The organism is Pseudoalteromonas sp. S554 (assembly GCF_005930865.1).
GTDB classification, from domain to species: Bacteria; Pseudomonadota; Gammaproteobacteria; order Enterobacterales; family Alteromonadaceae; genus Pseudoalteromonas; species Pseudoalteromonas marina.
The window spans coordinates 1-20,944 of record NZ_PNDV01000008.1 but is presented as its reverse complement, the minus strand read 5'-3'; the positions used below and the strand labels follow the sequence as shown (position 1 = coordinate 20,944).

Here is a 20,944-nt window from a genome sequence, read left to right as displayed (position 1 = left end):
TTAGTCCTCATCATCCATGAAAATTTTGTTCAGTCGTGTATTTGCCATCACGACAGAAGTTTGCGAATCGTTGTTGGAAGGATTGCGTTCGTTTCTCGCTGACTCAGGCTTTACAGCACCGTAAATCGCTTTACTTTCATCCCTTTGAGCAGCTTTATCACCAAGTTTAGAAAGCTCTTCACTCATTGTTCGATTAGCTGACTTTGACTTCTTATCTTCTATAGCTGCACGCACTTCTTCCTTGTTTTTTAACTGTTGTTCAAGTGCATACAGCGTGTGATGGTGCATTGCGTCATTATTTGTGTCTTGAATTTCTTTGTACCTCAACTCTGCGTCACGCCAAGTTAGTCCTTCAAATCGTCTATAATGAACGTACAGAAGACATTTAATATACTTAGTCTCTCCATTCTTTGGCACTAGGTAGATAGCAGAGGCGTCTGATTGATCGATGGCAACCTCCATTTTTTGCCTGTTGTTGTAAACCCTTTCTCGTAGACCTGGCGTATCAGGGATCTCAAATTGAAGATGTTTGTAAGTGAGAATATAACCTCTAGACACGCTCGCTTGATCTCTTTCAAGCAATGAATACCAAAAGTACTCTGGATCAATAGAATGAAGTGGTCCTGTTCTATGAGCTATGCCCCAATTCCATTTCGAGTTTGGAGAGGTATCAAGCTTGGTTGGATAGTCTGCGTCGACTTTTCCAACTCCCATCGGCTTTGAATTAAGCACCATGACTGTTCGCGCAATAATGCGATTCAACTCATCTAGCAGCATTGTATAATCTTCGGGCTTATACTTACCGCCATGTTTCTTTGGTAAATATTGCGAGATCAAGCCAGGAAGTAGGTGGCTTATTTCAGCATAAACTCGACCAAAACTTCTTTCACCTTTACCTCTTTTTTCTGGCTGAGAAGCTCCGCTATTAATCATCGCTGATCCATGCTCCACTGTGACAGAAGTGATTTTTTTACTTCTAAGATCAGAGCCCAAATCCCCAAAAAAAGCTTTTGGTAAACCTTGCATCGACCAGTCACTTGGTTCGATTTCCAAACCAAACTCTCGACATAATTCAACTTTATCCCTGATCGCAACGGTCATAGCGTTCATGGCATTGAAATAGGATGGAGGCGTTAGTGTCAGCAAGAAGCCTACACAGCTAGAAGTATCACTATCAATAACTTCATAGAGAGTCGGCCTACCTAGAGGGAACCGCTCTTCATCGGCCAGTCCAGCATCGAATGGCGTCGCATCTATTTCATAAGAGTATCCAGGGCCAACTAAATTGGCACTGACGTCTGAATTTAGCTTCCTTAAGTTAGCATTGAAATACTTATCACCAACTTTGGCTTTTGCTCGGGCTTCTGGGCTGAATTTGTGATAGAAAAAAGCTTTAAATAAATCAGAGCTTGGTTTTTCATTTTCCAATTTACGAACATCGCCATCACACCATCGCGCCAAAAAATCAAGATATGCATCTTCCAATCTAAATACATTCTTGGGTTTACCCTTTTTATCAACCGTGTATTTACCGCTGAAAATGGTGTACTTGATAGCAGTCTCCATTACTGACTCCATTTCCGGAGTAGATTGAGATGAATCGTAACTTCCATGTTCTTTAGGCCGACCTAAGCGTTTTTCCCCTCTTGTTTTAGGTTTACCTTTACCACCACAGTTAGCATAATCAGGCAAAAGTGCATTGGGAGTTTGTCCGCGCTGCCAATATCGTCTGAGATAACGATAAATCGTGCTTTTTGCACCAACTTTCATTGATACAAGTACTTTAATTAATTCAGCCCGCTGTTTTTTAATCCAATATTTAGAGCCACCAATGACACCTTGGATTCGAGCAAGGTTACTATCACGTATTGCATGATAATCATGACCTACTTCATAGCTACGATTTACACTTTCTCGCCATGGATCCTCAACATTGATAATCTGGTGTTGATCATCAATATTTTCGACTTGTTGTACAGTTAGCTGAAAAGGGAGAGCGTCATCTTTTTCAATATTAATGAAAATGGCAAAGTCACCAAAATCATCCAATAAACGGTACTTATGGCCGTCCCAGCTGTAAACATGATTGCGCGTCATAAAATCAAGCATGAAGCACCTCATTTACAACTTGAATGTCAGCTCCCCTTAGGTCAAAGAAGTCTCTGTCAAATTTCAAAAAGAAAGCACCAAGCTGCACGAGTTGCTTAAACCTGTAAAGGTAGGTGCCATCCTGAACCCCTATATCTTCATCAAGAGCAACAAGTAAATTATGAATTCGTTCGTCTGGGTTGCTGAGAAAAACGTTCTGAATTGTGGCAACATGAGAGTAAAGCTCATCAACATCACAATCATCTAGGTTCGCGCCAATTATCCACTCCAGAGTACGGTGGGTTTTCCTACAAATTTGTTCTTCCGTAACCACATACAACGGAATGCCAAGTCGAGCCAACGAAGCTCGTTCTAATTGAAGCTTTTCAATCGTCCGCCAGCCTTTTAAATCTTGTACGTATTTTACATAAACACCAAACTTTTCATGTTCAGGACCGTCAAGCGTAACAACAAAATCGGTTGTTAGAGGCTTTTTCTCTGGCTCGTACTGTGGCGAGTGGTTAATCCCTAAATCATGGGCTAGCTTCAACGTGGTTTGTAGGTCATGTGGGTACTGAGATTGGATGTCGACCACTTGAGGATCCATATCCAAAATGATGAACACCATATATTCAAGTAAAGACAGTGTATGTTCAATGCGCCCAGTTGTGCGACTTTTAACTCGTCGCATTTGACCCTTTGAAGAAACCGTGTGCACAGTAGCACCAGGCTGATAATCTTTGTCTGGAACATAAGCTTCTTCGACAATTTCATTTAACTTAAGACTCATTTGAGCCTCGCCACTCACATCAGTGGTACTTAACATCGTTAATATCCTTATCAACATAAGACTCTTTGAGGCATCATCCTGATGCCCTTAATTACAAGTTAATTTTAACACATTTTGAAAGAACCGCTCGTAACCTAATGTTTTTATTAACTTTAAAGTAATATAACCAAGCTAAAGATAAATATATATAAAGCGTTTCCCTTAAAAAATAAGTACTTAATTAAATTTAAGAAAAAATAATTTTTTTATAAAAAATTTATTTTTAAGTGCTAAAATTTTGAAAAATATTTCTCGCCTCTTCTTTTGGTGAGCTATTCAAAATCACTCTTAAAACATGCTTAAGACTCAGATGAAACAACATAAACAAGTAGAGCAATACCTAGAAGTTTTAGAGCTACAACTAAAAAACAATATTGCAGAAATGCAACTGGCATTAAAAACGATTACTGAAATATCAAATAACCTTTTAAACCAACAAAATGACAAAAGTATAAAGTCCTCCCAGATTTTAGACGCACCACCTACCTGTAAATTATCAGAAAAACCGCCGGAATCACTTTTACGAATTCAGGAGGTTTGTTTAATACTCGGAATAAGTAGATCGACACTATATCGAATGGTTAATGATGGCCTGTTCCCTAAAGCACTAGATTTAGGGCCTCGCTACAAAGCTTGGCAAAAGAGTACTGTTACAGAGTGGATTCGTGCATCTGATAATTGAATTTACAACACAAAATAGCCTTTTTAATCGAACGAAGCTTTGTGCTGTAAAGTAACAGGTAGAATCATACCTACCCATTACTGTTGAAAACGAAGTTTATTTTTTAAAATGGCTTTTTACTTTATCTCTAAATGCTTTGCCAAATTTAGAATGATCATTGAGCTCATGGCGTACTCTGCCGGCAACAATACAAGGGGAGATACTAAGGCTACTCGCAAATTTACGGACTGAACTAGTATCGTGCATTTCTAAAGGGTTCAAATAACCTGATGGAATTAAGCTTTCTTGGGCCAATGCATCGGCTTCTTGTTCAACTTTATCTCCACCTTCTGCATCTAAATTATCCAAGTACCAAGTCTCGGTTCCATCTAAATGCAACGCGATATGCGCTAATTCATGCATTAAAGAAAACCAAAAGTTATCTAACTTATCGTGGCGTAATGTAAGTGCAACAACAGGGTTCCCGCTTGCACAAATACATACAGCACCGTCCAAATATGTTTTTGGCAAATGACCCTCAATAACTAAATGAATACCATGGCGGTTTAAAAACTCTTTAGCTAATTTAGGCCCCTGATCAGACCACGACAATTGCGCTAATTTTTTCATCCAATTAGCATCAACAGTCCCTTTTACATATTTTACTGGGAGCTGCTCCAATTGCGCTTTTTGTAAAACCCTAACTTGCCAAGCCCATAAAGCATAGCTATCAGTCTCTTTGTCATTTGAGCGTAAATGAGCTGTGGTTCTTAACAATGCTGGTTTTAAAGAAAATCCATTGGGTACAGACGTTAAAAACTGATTAAGCTTCTCAATTGAATACTCTTTCAATTCATTTATTGAGCCTTTAAATCCTTCAAAATATCCTCGAGATCGCATTTCAGTTATAGGAAAGGCATCCCAATTAATATCTTTTGAGATAGCGCTTTTAGCGCAAGGTTCTTTAATCAACACATCAGCAGATATTCCTAAGCCCGCGCTTAGCTTACGAATCATATTCAGGCTTAAACTTCGCGTGCCATTTAGTACCTCTGTTACTTTTGAAGCAGATCCAAAATAAGGCACTAAATCTTTTTTAATCAAGCCCTGTTGCTCCATACGAAATTTTATTGCTTCAATTGGATCAGGGGAGTCAATAGGAAACGCTTCTTCCTCGTACTTTTCAATTAAAAATGCTAGTAAATCCAGCTCATCACTTTCAGCTGAATCTGGAGCGGGATCAAAATCCATTAATGTCATGACACGCGCTAAAGCTTGCTCATGATCTTGAGACGATTTAATTAACTTAATGTAGCCCATAATACCTCCTTAAAAGCGTTGCTTGTCATACTCCGAATGGGTTCCAACCCATTCAATCACAGCAATACCATTTTGATATCTCACTTTCACAACTAACCTATAATGGTTACCTTTTACATTAAAGATCACTCTATTATCAGCTAAAAAATCTGCGCTTCGATATCGGTTCTTTATATCTTGGGGTGTTTTCCAGTCAGCTTCATTAGCTTCTGAAAACCAAGCTTCAAGTGCTTTTTTTGCATTAGCATGCTTTTGACTAAACTCTGTAAGTTTGTCTCTTCCTAAGACCTTCATCTTGCCTCAAAGTTCCCAACAAGGGAATTATAGTTATTATTACCAAAAAGGGAAGTTAAGTATGATAATGGATTCTAATCTGCTGACGCTACGGTCCAAATACGTTTAAGTGGTAGCTCAGCTTTAATGTCCTCTTCTAGCTTGTCGTAGAACATAAATAATTGTTCTAATAAATCATGCTGAGTCCATAATCGAACTCGAAAAAAGCTTGATGCTAACTCTTTTTGAACGTTACCTTTAAACCCACCCCAAGCCACAAATAATCCTTGGGTAGCATTAAACTTTGTCATCGCCCCCATCAGTTTATCAACGGTTGGGCGATCAACTAAACCGTCTCCAGATTTAACTTCAACACAAATTCGCTGAGCTCCAAACCCCATAGGCCCGTCACCAGCTAAAATATCAGCACCACCATCCGCACCTTCAGGGCTCTGCCAACAGGTGTAACCTTGAGCTGTTAAAATAGCAGAAACCAAACGTGTTAAGTTATGACCTCTAAATTTAGCCTCAATCAATTTAATAATTTGGCTATGACCCAGCTCCTCTAAATCTATTTCAACCTCTTCATCATTAGCATCTTGGTTAGACGAATAGTTAACAGTTTGATTTATAATTTGCCTTTGAGTTTCAGCCTTCCAACCATTCGCTTCCATAGCGTTAATACGTTCTTCAGCATTATTACGCTGAATCCGACATATAGTCATAAACGCACCAAAACTGTAAAGTAAATCTTGAGAAAAGTGTCCTCTGGGGATTGGATCCGGTAACCACTCAACGCTACGCCAGTGAAAGAAAGGGTCGGTACCATTTTTATCAAAATTATAGTTTGATGTTATTTTTCCAATATAAATAACAGGCTGAATTTTTGAGGGCAAAATAACCCTGTCACCCATATTTATCGCATGGGCAAATGGCCAAACTTGGCTAGCATGATTCATTAACTTTTTCGGCTTAGCATCAGGGTCATTAATAGACAGCGCATCGATTAGCTCTTGGCGTTCTCTCATTTTAGTAAGATCGCTGTTTAATCCATCCCACGTCACATAAACACGGTTTTCATTAATAAACTTTTGTTCAAACTGTCCTTGAGAGCCAGCTCTTATTAACCAAATAGCCATATACCTCTCCTAAATTCCATACGTCTGTATAGCATTATTATTACTATTAACTTGTTGCTGCTTCCACTCTATTAATGCCCAAGCATCTCTCTTAGTCTCTTCATCTTGGCTATGAAGCCATTCATAGAGTCTAAACCACCAAAACCGCCACTCAGTTGCTTTCATATCTAGTGGCTCTCTTTTTGATTTTTTTTCAATTTGATAACAGAAATCTTCAAAGTCCTCCGGTGTACAATCCGCAGAAATATACTCACAAAAATTAGCGACTATTCTTTCGTTTACGCGCTTTGGAACTTGATATAGGTCTACCCAAGACTTAATCATTTCAACTTCATCTGGGGTGGGCTCCATATATTTTATTTGTGCTGAACGTAACGGGTTGCTATTACCATCAGAGGCATAATCGTCTAACTTTGCAAATACTGGTTTTAACATTACTTTTTGATAAAAGCTCTGAGTGAGTGGTGGTAACGGATAAAATGCTTTTCTCCTTATAGCACCATCATATAAAGCGTCCTTTGCACCTTTAGCTTTACTGTTGCATATGTGGCAAGTTGGTATAAAGTTATCTGGATGGCATGAAAATGTCGGATATTTATCTTTACAAAGAAGGTGGTCATAATCTGATACCCATTGTTCAGCATCTTCTATATTAAATCGGTTTTGCGAAAGCGCAGCAGTACCGCATAAAAAACAAAGCTCAGTATTAAATTGAACGTATAGTTGATAATGGTCCCCAATAGACTCATTAGCTAACTGAATAATTCCTTTTAACTTTTTTGTTCTGGCAAACAAATGTGAAGTAAGTTCCTTGAATGCATCAAACAAATCAGTCGGTTGAATACGAGGAATAGCGGCATTTTTATTAACGAACAACAGTGAAACGTCTTGGCTGTTATTGATTAAATTAAAAAAATCCTGCTTTCCAGCTTGATCTTTCGGTAGTTTCTTCCAAACAGCCATAAACTTCTCTTTAGTTTGCTCATTATCAAAACACTCTTGGCCAATCTTTTTTGAAAATAACTGTCGAGAAAAACGTTTTTTAAATATGCTTGTCCTTAAGAAAAACAAAAGCTCTGAGTTGAGTTTTTCAAATATTTTACTTTTTGGAGTATTTGGATTTAACGGGAATAGCATTAGTCTTCAAGTTTCCGCAGTAAGTAAGCTTTTCCATTGATTCACCTATATTATCGTTAATCCACTCCCAAGCAGCTGCTCGTTCATCCGGAAGATTATTTTTGGGTAAATGAGCTTTTATGTCTTTGACAACAGTCTGAGATATTAATGACTGTAAATCAAAATACTCTTTAATTAATAGATCAAAAGAGACACCATAAGTTTGATTTTCAGCTTGAGTCATTGTGATGACATCATGTTCATTTCTTTCAAAACGATAAACATCATTCTTACGCAAAGATGAAATCATAAAAGGAGAATGCGTTGATAGTATAGTTTGAGAACTGTCTGTCCAAGCTCCTCCTATACCGTTTGCAGCCGCTAAATGTTGATGGAAATATGTACGCCATGACGGGTTAAGGTGAGTTTCAGGCTCATCCATAAGAAACAAAGCTTGTTCATCTCTAAAAATTCTAGCAGCAGCTAAAATTTGAATTAATTGTGCTTCACCATCAGATAAATCATCAAAATTTATATAGCTTCCTTGTTGATCCGATAATTCTAATAATTCTACAGAGATAGGTAGTTTTGTTTTTAGAGGTTTCTTAACCGTTTCAAAAAAATTATTTCTTCTTAATTTTTTAAGATTATTTCCGCCCCAATTTTTAACTCCAAGTAATTGGAGTTTGTACAGTCGTCCAAATAAACGAAGTGGATCATTATAATTTTGACTTTTTAACCTTTCTCTTACGTCTTCGCGCCTCATATCTAATGAAATTATCCCTTCAGTGAAATCTAACTCATAGAAATCATACTGCTCATCAGTTGTTCTTTGGCCTACCCCCTGCACACATCCTTCACCGCCAGCACGTATTAATAACCTAATATCTTTTAAGGAGTCTTCTCCAACTATTCCTGCGTTCAGTGAATAACGGAGTTTAATGATTGTCGGTATATTATGACGAATCTCCGACAAAATCACATTAATTTCATCCGCCGGTAAAATAGAAAATGCCACCATAAGAAGAGAGCAGCAGTCATAATCCATGAAGAGATTTTTTGGGATTACTGTGTCAGATTCTTGAAGTAAATAAAGATTATTAAGTTCTTCGTCATAGTTTTCAGGTTCAGAAAAAATATGCCTATTACGCTTTAAATAGCGTTTATTGATATTAGCTACTTCCACCTCATCAATTCTACCTATCAATTCTTTACGGCGATTACTGCGAATACGCATTACATCATAAAATTGGGTAGCAGTTTTCATAAAGCTACGTTGAAGGTTCTCATGCAAACCTGATGAATAACCGATGATTTTGGGGGTAGGAAAATGACGTTTCTTTGAGTTAATTTCATTCCATACCCCATCATTTTTCACTTCAGTCTGAACCGCACCACTTTTAAAAATGGAAACTTTTAATGTAGGTTTATTGCCATCAAGATTAACTAATTCATCAGGATAGCTAAGTACATTCGGATCATTCATCAGGTTTATTTGATAAATAACAGAGACAGCAAAACCTAATGGTTGATACGTTTTAAAATCATGTCTTTGATAGCATTCTATATAAGCAAATGTTTCACTAATTAATTCCAGTAACTGCGATTTACCTGATCCATTTAAACCGATCAAAGCAATTAATCGCCCATGGCTATGACTAAAATCAAAGGTATCTGTTCTTAATCCTTTATATTTGCCATCTAGTGAAATGCTCAATAGTTTCATTTTACCGCTTAGTCCTTTTAACTTTTAATTTATTCCCAGATCCTTTAATTGCACGCTCTGCTTTGATTTTTTTCAACAAGGCTTCTGCACTGTTGTCACCACTAATTAATTCAGGGTTGTTGGCACGCCAGTCGGAGGTAAGTTCGCCGCGGAAGGCTTTAGCTAATATTGATTGAGTGAGGTTGTTAACGCGTTCTAATCCCGCATTGGCTTTTTGCCCGATGCGATCGGCAAAGGCGAACAGCTCTTCTACGCGGCGGACGATTTCAGTTTGCTCTTTGTATGTTGGAAATGGTAACGGTAAGCCTCTAAACTTTGATGCCTTTATACCTTTGGCTGCGGTTCCTGTTGCGTTCAAATCGACAAGCTTTTGAAAAGAATGAGAAAGCATAAAGTAGTAATGAAATTTAGTACAAACGTCGCCGTATGGTTGCAACGTTAACGTCCGTTGTGCAAGAGCAATATCTGAACCAATATCATTCAATGCAACGCAGCCCATTGTATGGCCTTCTGTAACAAAAAATATGTCATTTACCTTGGAGAAGCCACGCGTCATCCAAGATTTATAATCCTTTTCGCTTAAGTATTCTATAGGCTCATTAGACAAGTAGCCCATTTTTATATTTTTAGCCGTGTATAGGCGTTTACCGGACTCCGATTTATTGGGGGTCTTACCTCGATAATCTATAAAACGGTAAAGCTCATCAAATTTAGTTTCAGCCCAAGCGTGTGAAAAGTTATCAACAACAAGTTCATGGGACGAAGTTGCTTCGATTTTTCGCTTCTTATCATCTTTAAATAATAACTCTTTTTCCAAATCAGCTTTAGCATCTAATGTTTCCCCCCCCCTCCATTCCTCGGTCAATTTACCGCTGACGGCGGCGGCGAGGACGGATTGGCGGAAGGTTTTTAGAATTTGTTGGATGCGGTCGAGGCGCGCTTTGGTGGTTTCCACCTGTGCCAGCAGGGTGTCGAGCTTATTGGCGATGACTTTTTGTTCTGCTAGGGGGGGAAGTGCAATAGGAAATGTCTCAACAAATGCACGAGGCACACGACGCAAGCCCACCGCACCAGTCATGTTCGCGGCACCTTCTTGTAAAAACTTATAGGACTTTACGATAGAAAACAAAAACCGTGTTGAAACCTCTTTAATCGCTGGCCGAAGAACATAAAACTCAGAACTACCAGCTCCAATACCGTTTGGTAATCCTCTAACAATAGCGGCTTTTCCATTTTCGAAACATGGCGTTACTTTCGCAACAATGACATCGTGATCTTGGAAATTCGTGTATGATTTTTTAATTTCTCCCCAAGGCTTTTCTTCAAAAGATAATGTTCCGTTAAAGTCAGTTGGAGCATGAGACATTGGAACGAAACCCGATAAAGCTTCGGCCTCTGCCTCAATTTTTTTAGGGTTAACATCCGCTATATCTGAAATAACGGTTTGCGCCCACCCCTCAGGCAAATTAACCTCACCCATCAATTCACTCCTTCCAACGCAGCCAACAACTCATCCAGTTCACTTAACGCCGCTTGCAATCCCTCTTTGGCTTCCTTTGCTAACTCTTCTGGCTCGGGTAAATCAGCCGCATCAACGCTGTCTTTATCTTTTAACCATAAAATATCGAGCGAGTCACCTTTGGTGTTGGCGATCCACTCGCGGCTAAAGCAGCGCCAGCGGCTATGTAATAGCTTGTCGTCAACATTTTCATTTTCCACGGCTGCTTGTTTGTCTACCGCGATTTGTTCGGCGCCAAAGCTGTATTCACCTTGGGTGCGGGCTGCGAGTATTGTGGCAATATCTTGTTGTCGCGATAAATCACGACCTACAGGATCAAATACTTTTTCAAAAGCCCCAAGGTGTGGGTCTAAGCCAAAATCTTGTTGTGTAAAACCAATATCTGAATTACCAAACGGGGTGCGTTTACCAAAGCTGGGCATGTTTGTACGCAGGTCGTACACCCACACATTTTCAGTGCAGTTTTCTTGCTGATGCTTGTCGGTCGCGCTGCCTTTGGTAAAGAACAATACGTTGGTTTTAACGCCTTGGGCGTAAAAAATACCCGTCGGCAAACGTAAAATAGTATGTAGGTTACATTTATCCATTAAATCACGGCGTACGTCTGTGCCTACACCTGCTTCAAACAATACATTGTCGGGCAATACTACGGCGGCGCGGCCACCGGGTTTTAAGTTGCGGTAAATATGCTGTAAAAACGCTAACTGTTTGTTACTAGTTTTGTGAGTGAAATTTCGGGTATTGCTGGCCTCGCCCCCTTTACTGGTGCCAAACGGCGGGTTGGCTAAGATAATATCTGCGCTTGGTAAGGCTTTACCTGCATCGCCCAGTGCGTTACCTAAATGTATTACACCCTCGTCGTAGCCTTCCATGCCGTGTAATAAACAGTTCATTAATGCTAAACGGCGCGTGTTAGGCACCAGCTCTACCCCCACAAAAGCGCTGTTTTTTTGAAATTCAGATTGCTTGATATTTAAGTCAAAATAATCATCTGTTTGCTCACGCATGTATTGGTCGGCAGCGACCAAAAAGCCAGCGGTTCCCGCAGCAGGATCTTGTATTACTTCGCCAACTTGCGGCTTGATGCAACGTACCATGGAGTTAATTAACGCGCGCGGTGTAAAGTATTGCCCTGCACCCGATTTAGTCTCACTGGCGTTTTTTTCTAATAAGCCTTCGTATAAATCGCCTAGGCCGTCTTTAGCGGCACTAAACCAATCAATTTGATCCAGCGTTTTAATCATTTGCTCTAAATGGCGCGGCTCACGCAGGCGCGTTTGCGCATCGGCATAAATGGCGCTGATTAATGGATCTTCGTGTACTTGTACTTCTTTGGTTTGGCCTGGATTTTCTGGATCGGCTTCAAGGCGTTTACCGGTTGAAAGGGCAAATAAAATGGCCTTGTAATCGTTAAGTAGGTTAATGCCAGATTTTTCATTGATATCCTGCCAGCGGCAGCCGATTGGCAGCGGATGTTTTTTTAAGGTACCGGCTTCGGTGTTTTCGTGCACCATTTTAATAAACAGCAGTAGTACCAGTTCGGTAACGTAGTCGCTGTAGTTAATGCCATCGTCACGCAGTACGTCACACAGGTTCCAAAGTTTTTGTACAATGTCGTTATTCGTCATGATGTTCTCAAAATTAGTAATAGGTGATTAGCCGTGTGCAACGAGCAAGGAGCACAAGGGTTCATTTATGTAGTAATTAACACGGCCTACTTTTTGTTTGGTCAAAAAGCCGTGCTCCACCAGTTGTTCTAAATACTTGGTGGCAGTAATCCGGGTTACACCGAGGTCTTCCACAATAAAGTCTATTTTGGTGTAAGGGTGGTTAAATAAGTTGTTAAGTAAATCTTGGCTGTAAATTTTAGGGAGCTGCTCTCGTATACCGTGTTTTACTTCTGCCATAAGGGTTTTCATGGCGGTGATAAGTGAAATGGTGTCTCGGGCGGTATCAATAACACCATCAAGCATAAACTCTAACCAAGGTACCCAATTACCCGTGTCGCGCACTGCTTGTAAATTAGCGTAATAATCAGCTTTGTTCTTAATCACAAATCGGCTTAAGTACAGTACTGGTAGGTTTAGTAAGTCTTTAGTCACCAAGTACAAAATATTTAAAATACGCCCTGTACGGCCGTTACCATCGTAAAATGGATGAATGCTTTCAAACTGATGGTGAATAATGGCCATTTTTACTAATGGATCAGCGTCACATAACTCATCGTTATTAATAAACTGCACTAGGTTATCCATAAGTTTTGTAATTTCATCGCCGTGTTGTGGTGGGGTATAAACCACTTCACCTGTTCGTGCATTTTTTAGATCTGTGCCCGGGAGCTTTCGTAAACCAGCATCATTATGTTCTAGGTTTTTTTGTATTGCTAGAATGTCATTAAGACGAATAAGTTTGCTTTTACGCGCCGTTTCGAACCCTTGCTTCAAAGCGACTGCATAATCTTGTACTTCTTTTGTTGCAGGGTTGGTTACAGCTTCTTCAAACAAGTTAGCTTTATAAAGTTCATCGTGTGTTGTTACGATGTTTTCTACTTCTGAGCTGTCTTTTGCTTCTTGTAGAGCGAGTGTATTAATCAGTATGGCTTCGTTAGGTATGCTTGCAGCAACGCCTTTTAGCTCTGCTAAATGACGATGTGCTGTGGCGGTTTTTTTTAAAACGGCACGGGTTTCCCACTGTTCAATGTTAGGGAGAGGTAAAGGCTCAATATAGGTCGACATAGATAGCTTTTATCCTTTTTTATACATGTCTGTTTGGTTATGTATAAATTGTTTAGAAAATTATACATAAGCTATATAACATGTATAGCAATTCCATTTATTTATATACTTCGTTGTTAAGCCGTTTTAGCAGGCCATATGGCTTCGCTAAGTTCTTCTAGTACGCTATCAAGTTGATTATTCAATACTTTATCAAATTGCTTTGCACCGCCATGCTCGCCAAAGCGGTTATTAACAAAATCACGGTCAATAATGACTTCATGCACAAGTTGCTTAGCTAATCGGTCTAACCACTTACGCTGGTTAGGGTTCCACTGGTGGCTTTGGTAAATGCGCGCCATAGCCTGCGCAACTCTTTGTTCAAACGGAACCAGTGCCTCACCTAATGCCGCGCGACGAATATGACCAATAATGCTCGCTGCAATATCTTGATTAGTTTGGTTACGCACTGCACTTTGCAGCTTAGGCTCGGTGTAACCGGCACCATCAAGTAGTAACTTAATATCTTTGAGCTGCGTGCGATTTAAATCACGCGGCTTGTTAACAACCGCTGCAAGCGCTGCATTTTGATTTAATTGCTCTTTAACAAACTGATTAAAACTATCGAGGTAATCTTCTGGTTTTTGATGCGCACCATAGCTTTGGCTACGATCGCGGATTTCATCGTGATGCTCTGAAATAACAGGTTGTCGTTCGCTGCCTAGCAAGCTATTGACCTCTGCTAACTGATTTAATAAACCACTGTGCTGGTTTATAAACGTTGCCGCTTGTTTTGGCCCTAGCTGGTTTAAATAGGTGTGTAAGCTTTTTGGTTCTACGCCCCATGATTCTTGTAACTCATCTAACTTTTGCTTAAGGGCTGGTTTACTTTCTGATTTTTTCTGTGCTTTACGTAATACCCGCATCACCTTTTGGCTGAGTTGACTCAGCACGACATCAGCATGGCTTTGTTCAGGTGTATCGCCTGGAGCAATAAGCGCTCGTTCAAGTAGATCAGGGTTAGTAATTTCATCCACTAATTGGTCGAGCGTAACATTCGGATCTCTTACTAGGGGCTTCATAGTATTAACATCTTGCAATGCAGCGTAGATATCAACTGGGTCATAAATGCGAAATACGGTTTTACCTATGTCGTCACAGCGGCGGGTTGCACGTCCAACCATTTGCTCGTATAAAATACGAGATTTTACTCGGCGCATAAACACTAAGTTACAAATTTTAGGCACATCAATGCCGGTCGTTAATAAGTCGACAGTAATGGCAATATTAGGGTATCGCTCGTTTTTATATTGGCGGATAAGCTGCTCTACCTTATCGCTTTGGCCAGTTACTTTAGCCACGGCAGCCTGATTATATTCGCCGTTATAAAGATCTTTAAAAGCCTCATCGAGTAAGCGTTTTACCATGTCGGCGTGCAAATCGGTGGCACAAAAAATCATGGTTTTCTCGTCACCAAAGGGATCTAGCTCTTGCACAAGTTGCTCACAAATAACACGGTTGAAGTTTTCGTTAATAACTCGGCGGTTAAACGCGTCAACTTCGAAACTTAGTTCGTCATCGAGTTCGGCGCTTTGTACTTCACCAGTTTGCGTATTAATAGCGCTAACTTCCTCACCTTTGGTAAAAGTAATGCCATTTTGTGTTAATAAGGTTTCATAACGAATCGGTGGCTCGTGATCTATTAGCCAGTCGTCAGCTACTGCTTCTCTGTATGAATAGGTATAAACAGGTTTGCCAAAAATATCGCTAGTGTGTTTTGCGGGTGTCGCCGTCAGTGCTATTTTTACTGCATCAAAATAATCTAATACTCGGCGATAGCTCGACAAGTATTGGCTCGTGTCGCGAGTCGCCAGTTCACCCTCTGTCATTTCTTGATCGAGTGTATAACCTCGGTGGGCTTCATCAATTATGATGCAGTCAAACTGATCTAGCGGTGGCGGATTATCACTCATAAAAATACGCTTAACCATAGCTTGCACAGTTGCAACTTGTACGCGGGTTTCTGCCTCGGCCGCCATGTCTCCTAGTTCTGCCACATTATATATTTTTGATAAAGTGTGGTTTTGTTCAAGCGGAGCTTCGTTAAAAGCGTCTATTGCTTGTTGCCCTAGAGCCGTTCGATCGACTAAAAATAAAATTCGCTTGAAACGTTCAGCTTTTAAAAAGCGATACATTAAACCAATAATTGTACGGGTTTTTCCGGTGCCTGTGGCCATTGCTAGCAAAGCATGGCGAATATTTTGCGCTAAGGTATTTTCAACAGCGATAATCGCTTTTTGCTGGTAATCACGCACTTTTAAGTAGCCAAAAGGCTCATTTTTTAGTTTTTGTTGTGCGGCGTCTTTGCTGCGCTTAAGTAGATCAAGCAACCCCTCTGGGGTATGAAACTTTGGCAAAGCGCGTTTAATATTTGCAGGCTCGCGTACATCACGAAACCACGTACCTGATTGTTCAGCAAGTTGAGGTACATACGGGCGACCGTTACAGGAGTAAACAAACGGCACTTTATAGTGGCCATCATCTTCATCTGGCCATGCTATGGTCAACCCTTGTAGCTCCCAAGCAGGTATTAAAGGGGACTGAACATTTAAGCCTTTACTGTATCGCTCTGCTTGTGAAATTTTACCTGCAACATTGGTGTTTTCTTTTTTAGCTTCAACCACAGCAATAGGTGAAAGGCCTGCAAAAAGTACGTAATCAGCACGCCCTTTTTTTCCTTGGTATTCAGTAGGCCACTCAGCAATGGCTATGTTTTTTCCTTTTTCTGGGCGAGTGCCATTTTTATAGGTAAGTACTTCAGTATCAACCTCCCAGCCAGATTCTTGTAACTGTTGGTCGATTAAAATACGCGTTAACGCTTCATCCAGGACGATATGCTGAGTTGCAGCTTTTGAACTTGTACTTAGCTTTTGCTTATATGAGGTGTTTGACTCGTCATCTAGGTTTGAAAGCTTAGTTTGTAACTCTGCTATCTTTTTTTCGTAGTTGTGTTTTTGGTCGGCAAGCGCTCTTTCATGTTCTTTCGCTTGCTCAGCTAGCTCTTTGGACTCTTGGTCCATTTCAAAAGCTAGCGATTCATATTCTGTTTTTTCTTTATTTATTAATTCGTTGAGTTGTTGGCTGGAGTCAAGATCGAGGTTTGCTTTTTGCAGGTCGACTTTTAAGTTATCTATTTCACTTTGTAAACTACGTAATTGCTCACTGGGGTCATGAGGAGGGGTAAAAGCACCCGGTTTAAATGAGGTACCCTGCTTACCAAATGACTGATGAAACCAGATTGCTAACTTACGTGCGACAACTAAGCCATTAATAGCTTCTTTATGTTTTGTTCTAAATTTGTGAGTTGCTTTATTTCCTTCAACCCTTAGCGTATGAAAAAGGTCTTTAACAACTTGATCTAATTGAAGCTCTCTGCTGATTCTGTGTATTAATTCAAGCTGCGATGTATTGTCTTCAAAATTCACTTTTACTAATACAGCAATGTGTTGCGCAATCGCCTCGCCTAGCTGTCTCAATTTAATTAACGTGGTATTGGGGTCACTAGCAAACGCTTTTTCAGCTGCACCCGCTAGCTCGACAAAAAGATCGTCGTGTTCAGAAAGAAAGTAAAAATTTCCCATTTTATTATCCACAGCTAACTCCATTTAAGCACTTGCTCTAACTTATTGGGCATCTACTTATTCAACTTATATTTTTATTGTTGAATACCATTAAGCTTATTACTTTCAGCCATAATACCAATATAAGTTAAAAATTATACATTCTTAATCAAAAAGATATACATACAAAAAACGGCCACTTATTGTGACCGTTTTAGTTGCATACTTTATTTTTAGAATCGAACTCGTTTGTTTCGTTCTTTATTTTTAGTAGCGCACATTAAACTCAGTTTTGATCATTATTTAACGTGCACAACAAACAATAACTTATTGATTTTACTCAACCGTAACAGATTTAGCTAAGTTACGTGGTTGGTCAACGTCGGTACCTTTAATTACGGCTACATAGTACGACAATAACTGTAATGGCAGTGTGTAAACAATTGGCGCAATAATGTCGTCAGTGTGGTTTACGTTGATTACACGCATTGTGTCGTCTGACTCAAAGTGTGAATCTTTATCTGCGAATACGTAAATAATACCGCCACGTGCACGTACTTCTTCTACGTTTGATTTAAGCTTTTCTAATAGCTCATTGTTTGGTGCTACAACAATAATTGGCATGTCGGCATCAATAAGTGCAAGTGGGCCATGTTTTAGCTCGCCCGCTGCGTAGGCTTCTGCGTGAATGTACGAAATCTCTTTAAGCTTAAGCGCGCCTTCCATTGCAATTGGGTATTGCGAACCACGACCTAAAAACAGTGAGTGATGCTTGTCGGCAAACTCTTCTGCAAGGTCTGCAATGCCATCAGCAAGCAGTAATGTTTCTTCAAGCTTAGCAGGAAGTACTTTTATAGCATTTACAATGGCACTTTGATCAAGCTGTTTTTCTTGAGCTATAGACGCAGTAAGCATTAACAAACCAACTAATTGTGTTGTAAATGCTTTAGTAGAAGCTACACCAATTTCAGCGCCGGCTTTAGTCATAAAGGCAAGGTCAGATTCGCGCACAAGCGATGAACCCGGTACGTTACAAATGGTCATTGATGCCATGTAACCTTGCTCTTTAGCTAAGCGTAATGCCGCTAGCGTATCGGCTGTTTCACCCGATTGTGAAATAGTCACAAGCAGGCTGTTTTCGTGTACATACGATTGGCGGTAACGGAACTCAGAGGCAATCTCAACATTACAGCTAACGCCTGCAAATTGCTCAAGCCAGTAACGGGCAACCATACCTGAATGGTATGACGTACCACAGGCAATAATTTGTACGTGTTTTACGTCTTTAAATATTTGCTGAGCGCTGTCGCCAAAGGCATCAATTGCTACGCGGTCGTCGTTTAAACGCCCTTCAAGGGTATTGCGTACCGCAAGTGGTTGCTCGTAAATTTCTTTTAGCATGTAGTGGCGGTAGTCGCCTTTGCCTGACGCGTCTTGCGTGATATTTGATTCAATAACTTCACGCTCTACAGCGTCACCATTTTCATCAAAAATTTCAACAGTGTCGCGGGTAATACGGGCTACATCGCCTTCTTCTAAAAAGATGAAGCTACGAGTAACGGGCAATAGTGCTAGCTGATCAGAGGCAATAAAGTTTTCGCCAAGGCCTAAACCTATAACAAGTGGACTACCTGAGCGCGCTACGATGATTTCGTTGTCGTTTGCTTTATCAAATACAACAGTACCAAATGCACCTTCAAATTGCTTAACCGCTGCTTGAACAGATGCAAGTAACGTAGTGTGTTGCTTACGAAGCTTATGAATTAAGTGCACCATTACTTCGGTATCGGTTTCAGATAGGAACTCGTAGCCTTCTTCTTTAAGCGATGCGCGTAGGCTTGCGTGGTTTTCAATGATACCGTTATGCACGAGTGCTAGCTGGTTGTTTGATACGTGCGGGTGAGCGTTTTCTTCAGTAACGCTGCCGTGTGTTGCCCAGCGTGTGTGTGCAATACCTGTATGACCGCTAACGCCTGCTTTCTCAAGTGCAGCCTCTACGTTAACTACTTTACCGACTGCTTTTACAGTATTTAGTGTAGAGCCTTCTAAAAGTGCTACACCGGCAGAGTCGTAGCCACGGTATTCAAGACGTTTAAGGCCTTCAACTAAAATTTTGTTTACTGGACGTTCTGCAACTGCCCCAACTATTCCACACATAGTGTCTCCATCAATTTTTTAATTCTAGTAACTCGCTTTGTAGTTACTAATCAATAATCTCTGCACAAATTAGTTTTACACCACACGCCTCAATCGCTTTGCGTTTATCATCTGCTAAGCTAGTATCGGTTATTAAAGTGGTTACTATTTTCCACGGTAATTCTAAATTTGGTATTTTTCGGCCAATCTTATCTGATTCAACCATAACGATTACTTCGCGAGCTGCTTTTGCCATTACTTGGCTTAAGCCAACTAACTCATTAAAGGTAGTCGTGCCGCGCTTTACATCTATGCCATCTGCACCAATAAATAATTGATCGAAGTCATAAGAGCATAATACGTTTTCGGCAACTTGCCCCTGAAACGACTCAGAATGTGGATCCCATGTACCACCGGTCATTAAAAGTGTTGGCTCGTTTTCAAGTGATAGTAAACGGCTCGCCACTTTAATCGCGTTGGTCATTACAACTAACCCTCGCTTATTTGCAAGCTCTGGGATCATAGCGGCCGTAGTGCGCCCGCTATCAATAATAATGCGGTTATGATCTTTTATGAGTGCTGCTGCAGCCTTAGCTATTGCTACTTTGCGTTTAGAGTCTATTTCGTCGGTGACGATTTCTTTAGGCAGTGCAATAGCTCCACCATAACGGCGCAGTAACAAGCCGCTTTTTTCAAGCGCAGTTAAATCCTTTCGAATGGTTACTTCAGATGTTTGAAACTGCTCAGCGAGCTTTTCAACAGCCACTTCACCTAGCTCATTTACCTGAGTAAGTATTAAATGACGGCGTTGCTGTGTGTTTCGTTTAGTCATAAAGCTCGTAAATTAAGTTTCGTTTCGAAAGATATGTAATTCTAAACGAAACTCCTTAAATGGCAAGTGAACGAGCAAAAATAAAGCAGCTTTCAACAAGTAATAATAAAGGTAAAATAGCGCTAGGATCAGTTAATCAATCAAAGAAGCCTTAATGCAGTCATTTAACAGCTTAGATAAAACGCTATTAGCGCTACGAAAGCAAACTGGCGAAATATGCCGACTCTTTAATAAAAGCCCAAGTAAAGGTAATTTAAAACGTATTAAAGAGCTGTTCGCTCAATGCGGTGAAGGGGTAATTATAGAATCGGGTTTTCATTGCGATTATGGTAATCAAATAACTATTGGTGATCGTAGCTTCATAAACATTAACTGTACGGTATTAGATGCCCCAATTAGTGAAGGTGCTATCAGCATTGGGCAGGACTGCTTAATTGGTCCCAATGTTCAGCTATTAGCGGTATCTCATGCTGTTAACCCTACACAGCGACTCAATAAAGAAAACTTTGCAGCACCGATTACAATAGGCAACAACGTATGGATTGGCGCAGGTGCAATTATTTTAGCAGGCGTATCTATTGGCGATAATAGTGTTATTGGTGCGGGATCGGTAGTAACTAAAAATGTAGAGGCGGATACTGTTGTTGCTGGTAACCCTGCTCGTGAAATAAGAACACTATAATTATAATCGATGTTTTTTAGCGTCGGGTGTCGCTTTGCTCGCCCGACCTAGGTGTTGAAGGTTCGTTTTTTAAACCCCAGACAGCAAAAAAACGTCACATCGCTGTAACGGGTTTTTCTTATGTGAAGTCGGTGCGCTGCTAATAACAAAAGCCCCCTTCACAAAGAGGCGCTTTGCTCAGGAGACGCTACGCTTTAGAGAAGGGAATGTTGAATATTACTTTTCTGCAGACGTAAAAAAGCCGCTTCACTTCTGAAGCGGCTTTCTACAATTTGAAGCCTGGTAATGT

General features: G+C 40.3%; 15 protein-coding genes. 2 read left to right on the top strand and 13 right to left on the bottom strand.

The window, feature by feature from the left end:
• A complete protein-coding gene (locus CWB65_RS03810) occupies positions 1 to 2,109 on the bottom strand; it encodes a TnsB C-terminal domain-containing protein (RefSeq protein WP_138739930.1) in 2,109 nt (702 codons plus the stop codon).
• Positions 2,102 to 2,914, bottom strand: a complete 813-nt coding sequence (locus CWB65_RS03805; RefSeq protein WP_171047561.1) for a TnsA endonuclease N-terminal domain-containing protein — start codon at positions 2,912 to 2,914, stop codon at positions 2,102 to 2,104. The genes CWB65_RS03810 and CWB65_RS03805 overlap by 8 nt, the downstream gene beginning before the upstream one ends.
• A gap of 313 nt (positions 2,915 to 3,227) precedes the next feature.
• Here CWB65_RS03805 and CWB65_RS03800 point away from each other — a divergent pair, with 313 nt between their 5' ends.
• Entirely contained in the window at positions 3,228 to 3,599 is a 372-nt protein-coding gene (locus CWB65_RS03800; RefSeq protein WP_249365012.1) for a helix-turn-helix transcriptional regulator, read from the top strand.
• Between the two features lie 96 nt (positions 3,600 to 3,695).
• Here CWB65_RS03800 and CWB65_RS03795 read toward each other — a convergent pair whose 3' ends face one another.
• The 11 genes from CWB65_RS03795 to CWB65_RS03745 form a co-directional block, all read right to left on the bottom strand.
• Entirely contained in the window at positions 3,696 to 4,898 is a 1,203-nt protein-coding gene (locus tag CWB65_RS03795) for an ImmA/IrrE family metallo-endopeptidase (protein ID WP_138739928.1), read from the bottom strand.
• 9 nt (positions 4,899 to 4,907) lie between these two features.
• Positions 4,908 to 5,192, bottom strand: coding sequence for a type II toxin-antitoxin system HigB family toxin (locus tag CWB65_RS03790; protein ID WP_138739927.1), 285 nt, complete (start codon positions 5,190 to 5,192; stop codon positions 4,908 to 4,910).
• Between the two features lie 74 nt (positions 5,193 to 5,266).
• Positions 5,267 to 6,310 carry a restriction endonuclease gene (locus CWB65_RS03785; protein ID WP_138739926.1) on the bottom strand — a complete coding sequence of 348 codons (1,044 nt, stop codon included), beginning with the start codon at positions 6,308 to 6,310 and terminating at the stop codon, positions 5,267 to 5,269.
• Between the two features lie 9 nt (positions 6,311 to 6,319).
• Positions 6,320 to 7,447 carry a hypothetical protein gene (locus tag CWB65_RS03780; protein ID WP_138739925.1) on the bottom strand — a complete coding sequence of 376 codons (1,128 nt, stop codon included), beginning with the start codon at positions 7,445 to 7,447 and terminating at the stop codon, positions 6,320 to 6,322.
• Positions 7,410 to 9,152, bottom strand: coding sequence for an AAA family ATPase (locus CWB65_RS03775; RefSeq protein ID WP_212750941.1), 1,743 nt, complete (start codon positions 9,150 to 9,152; stop codon positions 7,410 to 7,412). The genes CWB65_RS03780 and CWB65_RS03775 overlap by 38 nt, the downstream gene beginning before the upstream one ends.
• A 1-nt stretch (position 9,153) precedes the next feature.
• A complete protein-coding gene (locus tag CWB65_RS03770; protein WP_138739924.1) occupies positions 9,154 to 10,632 on the bottom strand; it encodes a restriction endonuclease subunit S in 1,479 nt (492 codons plus the stop codon).
• Positions 10,632 to 12,299 carry a class I SAM-dependent DNA methyltransferase gene (locus CWB65_RS03765; protein WP_138739923.1) on the bottom strand — a complete coding sequence of 556 codons (1,668 nt, stop codon included), beginning with the start codon at positions 12,297 to 12,299 and terminating at the stop codon, positions 10,632 to 10,634. Before CWB65_RS03765 ends, CWB65_RS03770 begins: the two co-directional genes overlap by 1 nt.
• Positions 12,300 to 12,326: 27 nt before the next feature.
• Positions 12,327 to 13,406 (bottom strand): Fic family protein, encoded by a 1,080-nt coding sequence (locus CWB65_RS03760; protein WP_138739922.1) that lies wholly within the window; start codon positions 13,404 to 13,406, stop codon positions 12,327 to 12,329.
• A 116-nt stretch (positions 13,407 to 13,522) separates the two neighbouring features.
• Positions 13,523 to 17,050, bottom strand: a complete 3,528-nt coding sequence (gene hsdR, locus CWB65_RS03755; RefSeq protein WP_138739921.1) for a type I restriction-modification system endonuclease — start codon at positions 17,048 to 17,050, stop codon at positions 13,523 to 13,525.
• 291 nt (positions 17,051 to 17,341) lie between these two features.
• Positions 17,342 to 19,162, bottom strand: coding sequence for a glutamine--fructose-6-phosphate transaminase (isomerizing) (gene glmS / locus CWB65_RS03750; protein WP_010557868.1), 1,821 nt, complete (start codon positions 19,160 to 19,162; stop codon positions 17,342 to 17,344).
• 46 nt (positions 19,163 to 19,208) lie between these two features.
• Positions 19,209 to 19,973 (bottom strand): DeoR/GlpR family DNA-binding transcription regulator, encoded by a 765-nt coding sequence (locus CWB65_RS03745; protein ID WP_138739920.1) that lies wholly within the window; start codon positions 19,971 to 19,973, stop codon positions 19,209 to 19,211.
• 154 nt (positions 19,974 to 20,127) lie between these two features.
• On the opposite strand from CWB65_RS03745, the gene CWB65_RS03740 reads away from it, so the two are divergent.
• The gene (locus CWB65_RS03740) at positions 20,128 to 20,655 is read left to right on the top strand and encodes a sugar O-acetyltransferase (RefSeq protein ID WP_138739919.1); all 528 of its coding nucleotides are present in this window, start codon (positions 20,128 to 20,130) and stop codon (positions 20,653 to 20,655) included.
• Positions 20,656 to 20,944: the final 289 nt, after the last annotated feature.

What these genes read in the sequence shown, in the direction of transcription:
- CWB65_RS03810 (WP_138739930.1), bottom strand. Translation starts at nt 2,109, where the DNA reads ATGCTTGATTTTATGACGCGCAATCATGTTTACAGCTGGGACGGCCAT.
- CWB65_RS03805 (WP_171047561.1), bottom strand. Translation starts at nt 2,914, where the DNA reads ATGTTAAGTACCACTGATGTGAGTGGCGAGGCTCAAATGAGTCTTAAG.
- CWB65_RS03800 (WP_249365012.1), top strand. Translation starts at nt 3,228, where the DNA reads ATGAAACAACATAAACAAGTAGAGCAATACCTAGAAGTTTTAGAGCTA.
- CWB65_RS03795 (WP_138739928.1), bottom strand. Translation starts at nt 4,898, where the DNA reads ATGGGCTACATTAAGTTAATTAAATCGTCTCAAGATCATGAGCAAGCT.
- CWB65_RS03790 (WP_138739927.1), bottom strand. Translation starts at nt 5,192, where the DNA reads ATGAAGGTCTTAGGAAGAGACAAACTTACAGAGTTTAGTCAAAAGCAT.
- CWB65_RS03785 (WP_138739926.1), bottom strand. Translation starts at nt 6,310, where the DNA reads ATGGCTATTTGGTTAATAAGAGCTGGCTCTCAAGGACAGTTTGAACAA.
- CWB65_RS03780 (WP_138739925.1), bottom strand. Translation starts at nt 7,447, where the DNA reads ATGCTATTCCCGTTAAATCCAAATACTCCAAAAAGTAAAATATTTGAA.
- CWB65_RS03775 (WP_212750941.1), bottom strand. Translation starts at nt 9,152, where the DNA reads ATGAAACTATTGAGCATTTCACTAGATGGCAAATATAAAGGATTAAGA.
- CWB65_RS03770 (WP_138739924.1), bottom strand. Translation starts at nt 10,632, where the DNA reads ATGGGTGAGGTTAATTTGCCTGAGGGGTGGGCGCAAACCGTTATTTCA.
- CWB65_RS03765 (WP_138739923.1), bottom strand. Translation starts at nt 12,299, where the DNA reads ATGACGAATAACGACATTGTACAAAAACTTTGGAACCTGTGTGACGTA.
- CWB65_RS03760 (WP_138739922.1), bottom strand. Translation starts at nt 13,406, where the DNA reads ATGTCGACCTATATTGAGCCTTTACCTCTCCCTAACATTGAACAGTGG.
- hsdR (WP_138739921.1), bottom strand. Translation starts at nt 17,050, where the DNA reads ATGGAGTTAGCTGTGGATAATAAAATGGGAAATTTTTACTTTCTTTCT.
- glmS (WP_010557868.1), bottom strand. Translation starts at nt 19,162, where the DNA reads ATGTGTGGAATAGTTGGGGCAGTTGCAGAACGTCCAGTAAACAAAATT.
- CWB65_RS03745 (WP_138739920.1), bottom strand. Translation starts at nt 19,973, where the DNA reads ATGACTAAACGAAACACACAGCAACGCCGTCATTTAATACTTACTCAG.
- CWB65_RS03740 (WP_138739919.1), top strand. Translation starts at nt 20,128, where the DNA reads ATGCAGTCATTTAACAGCTTAGATAAAACGCTATTAGCGCTACGAAAG.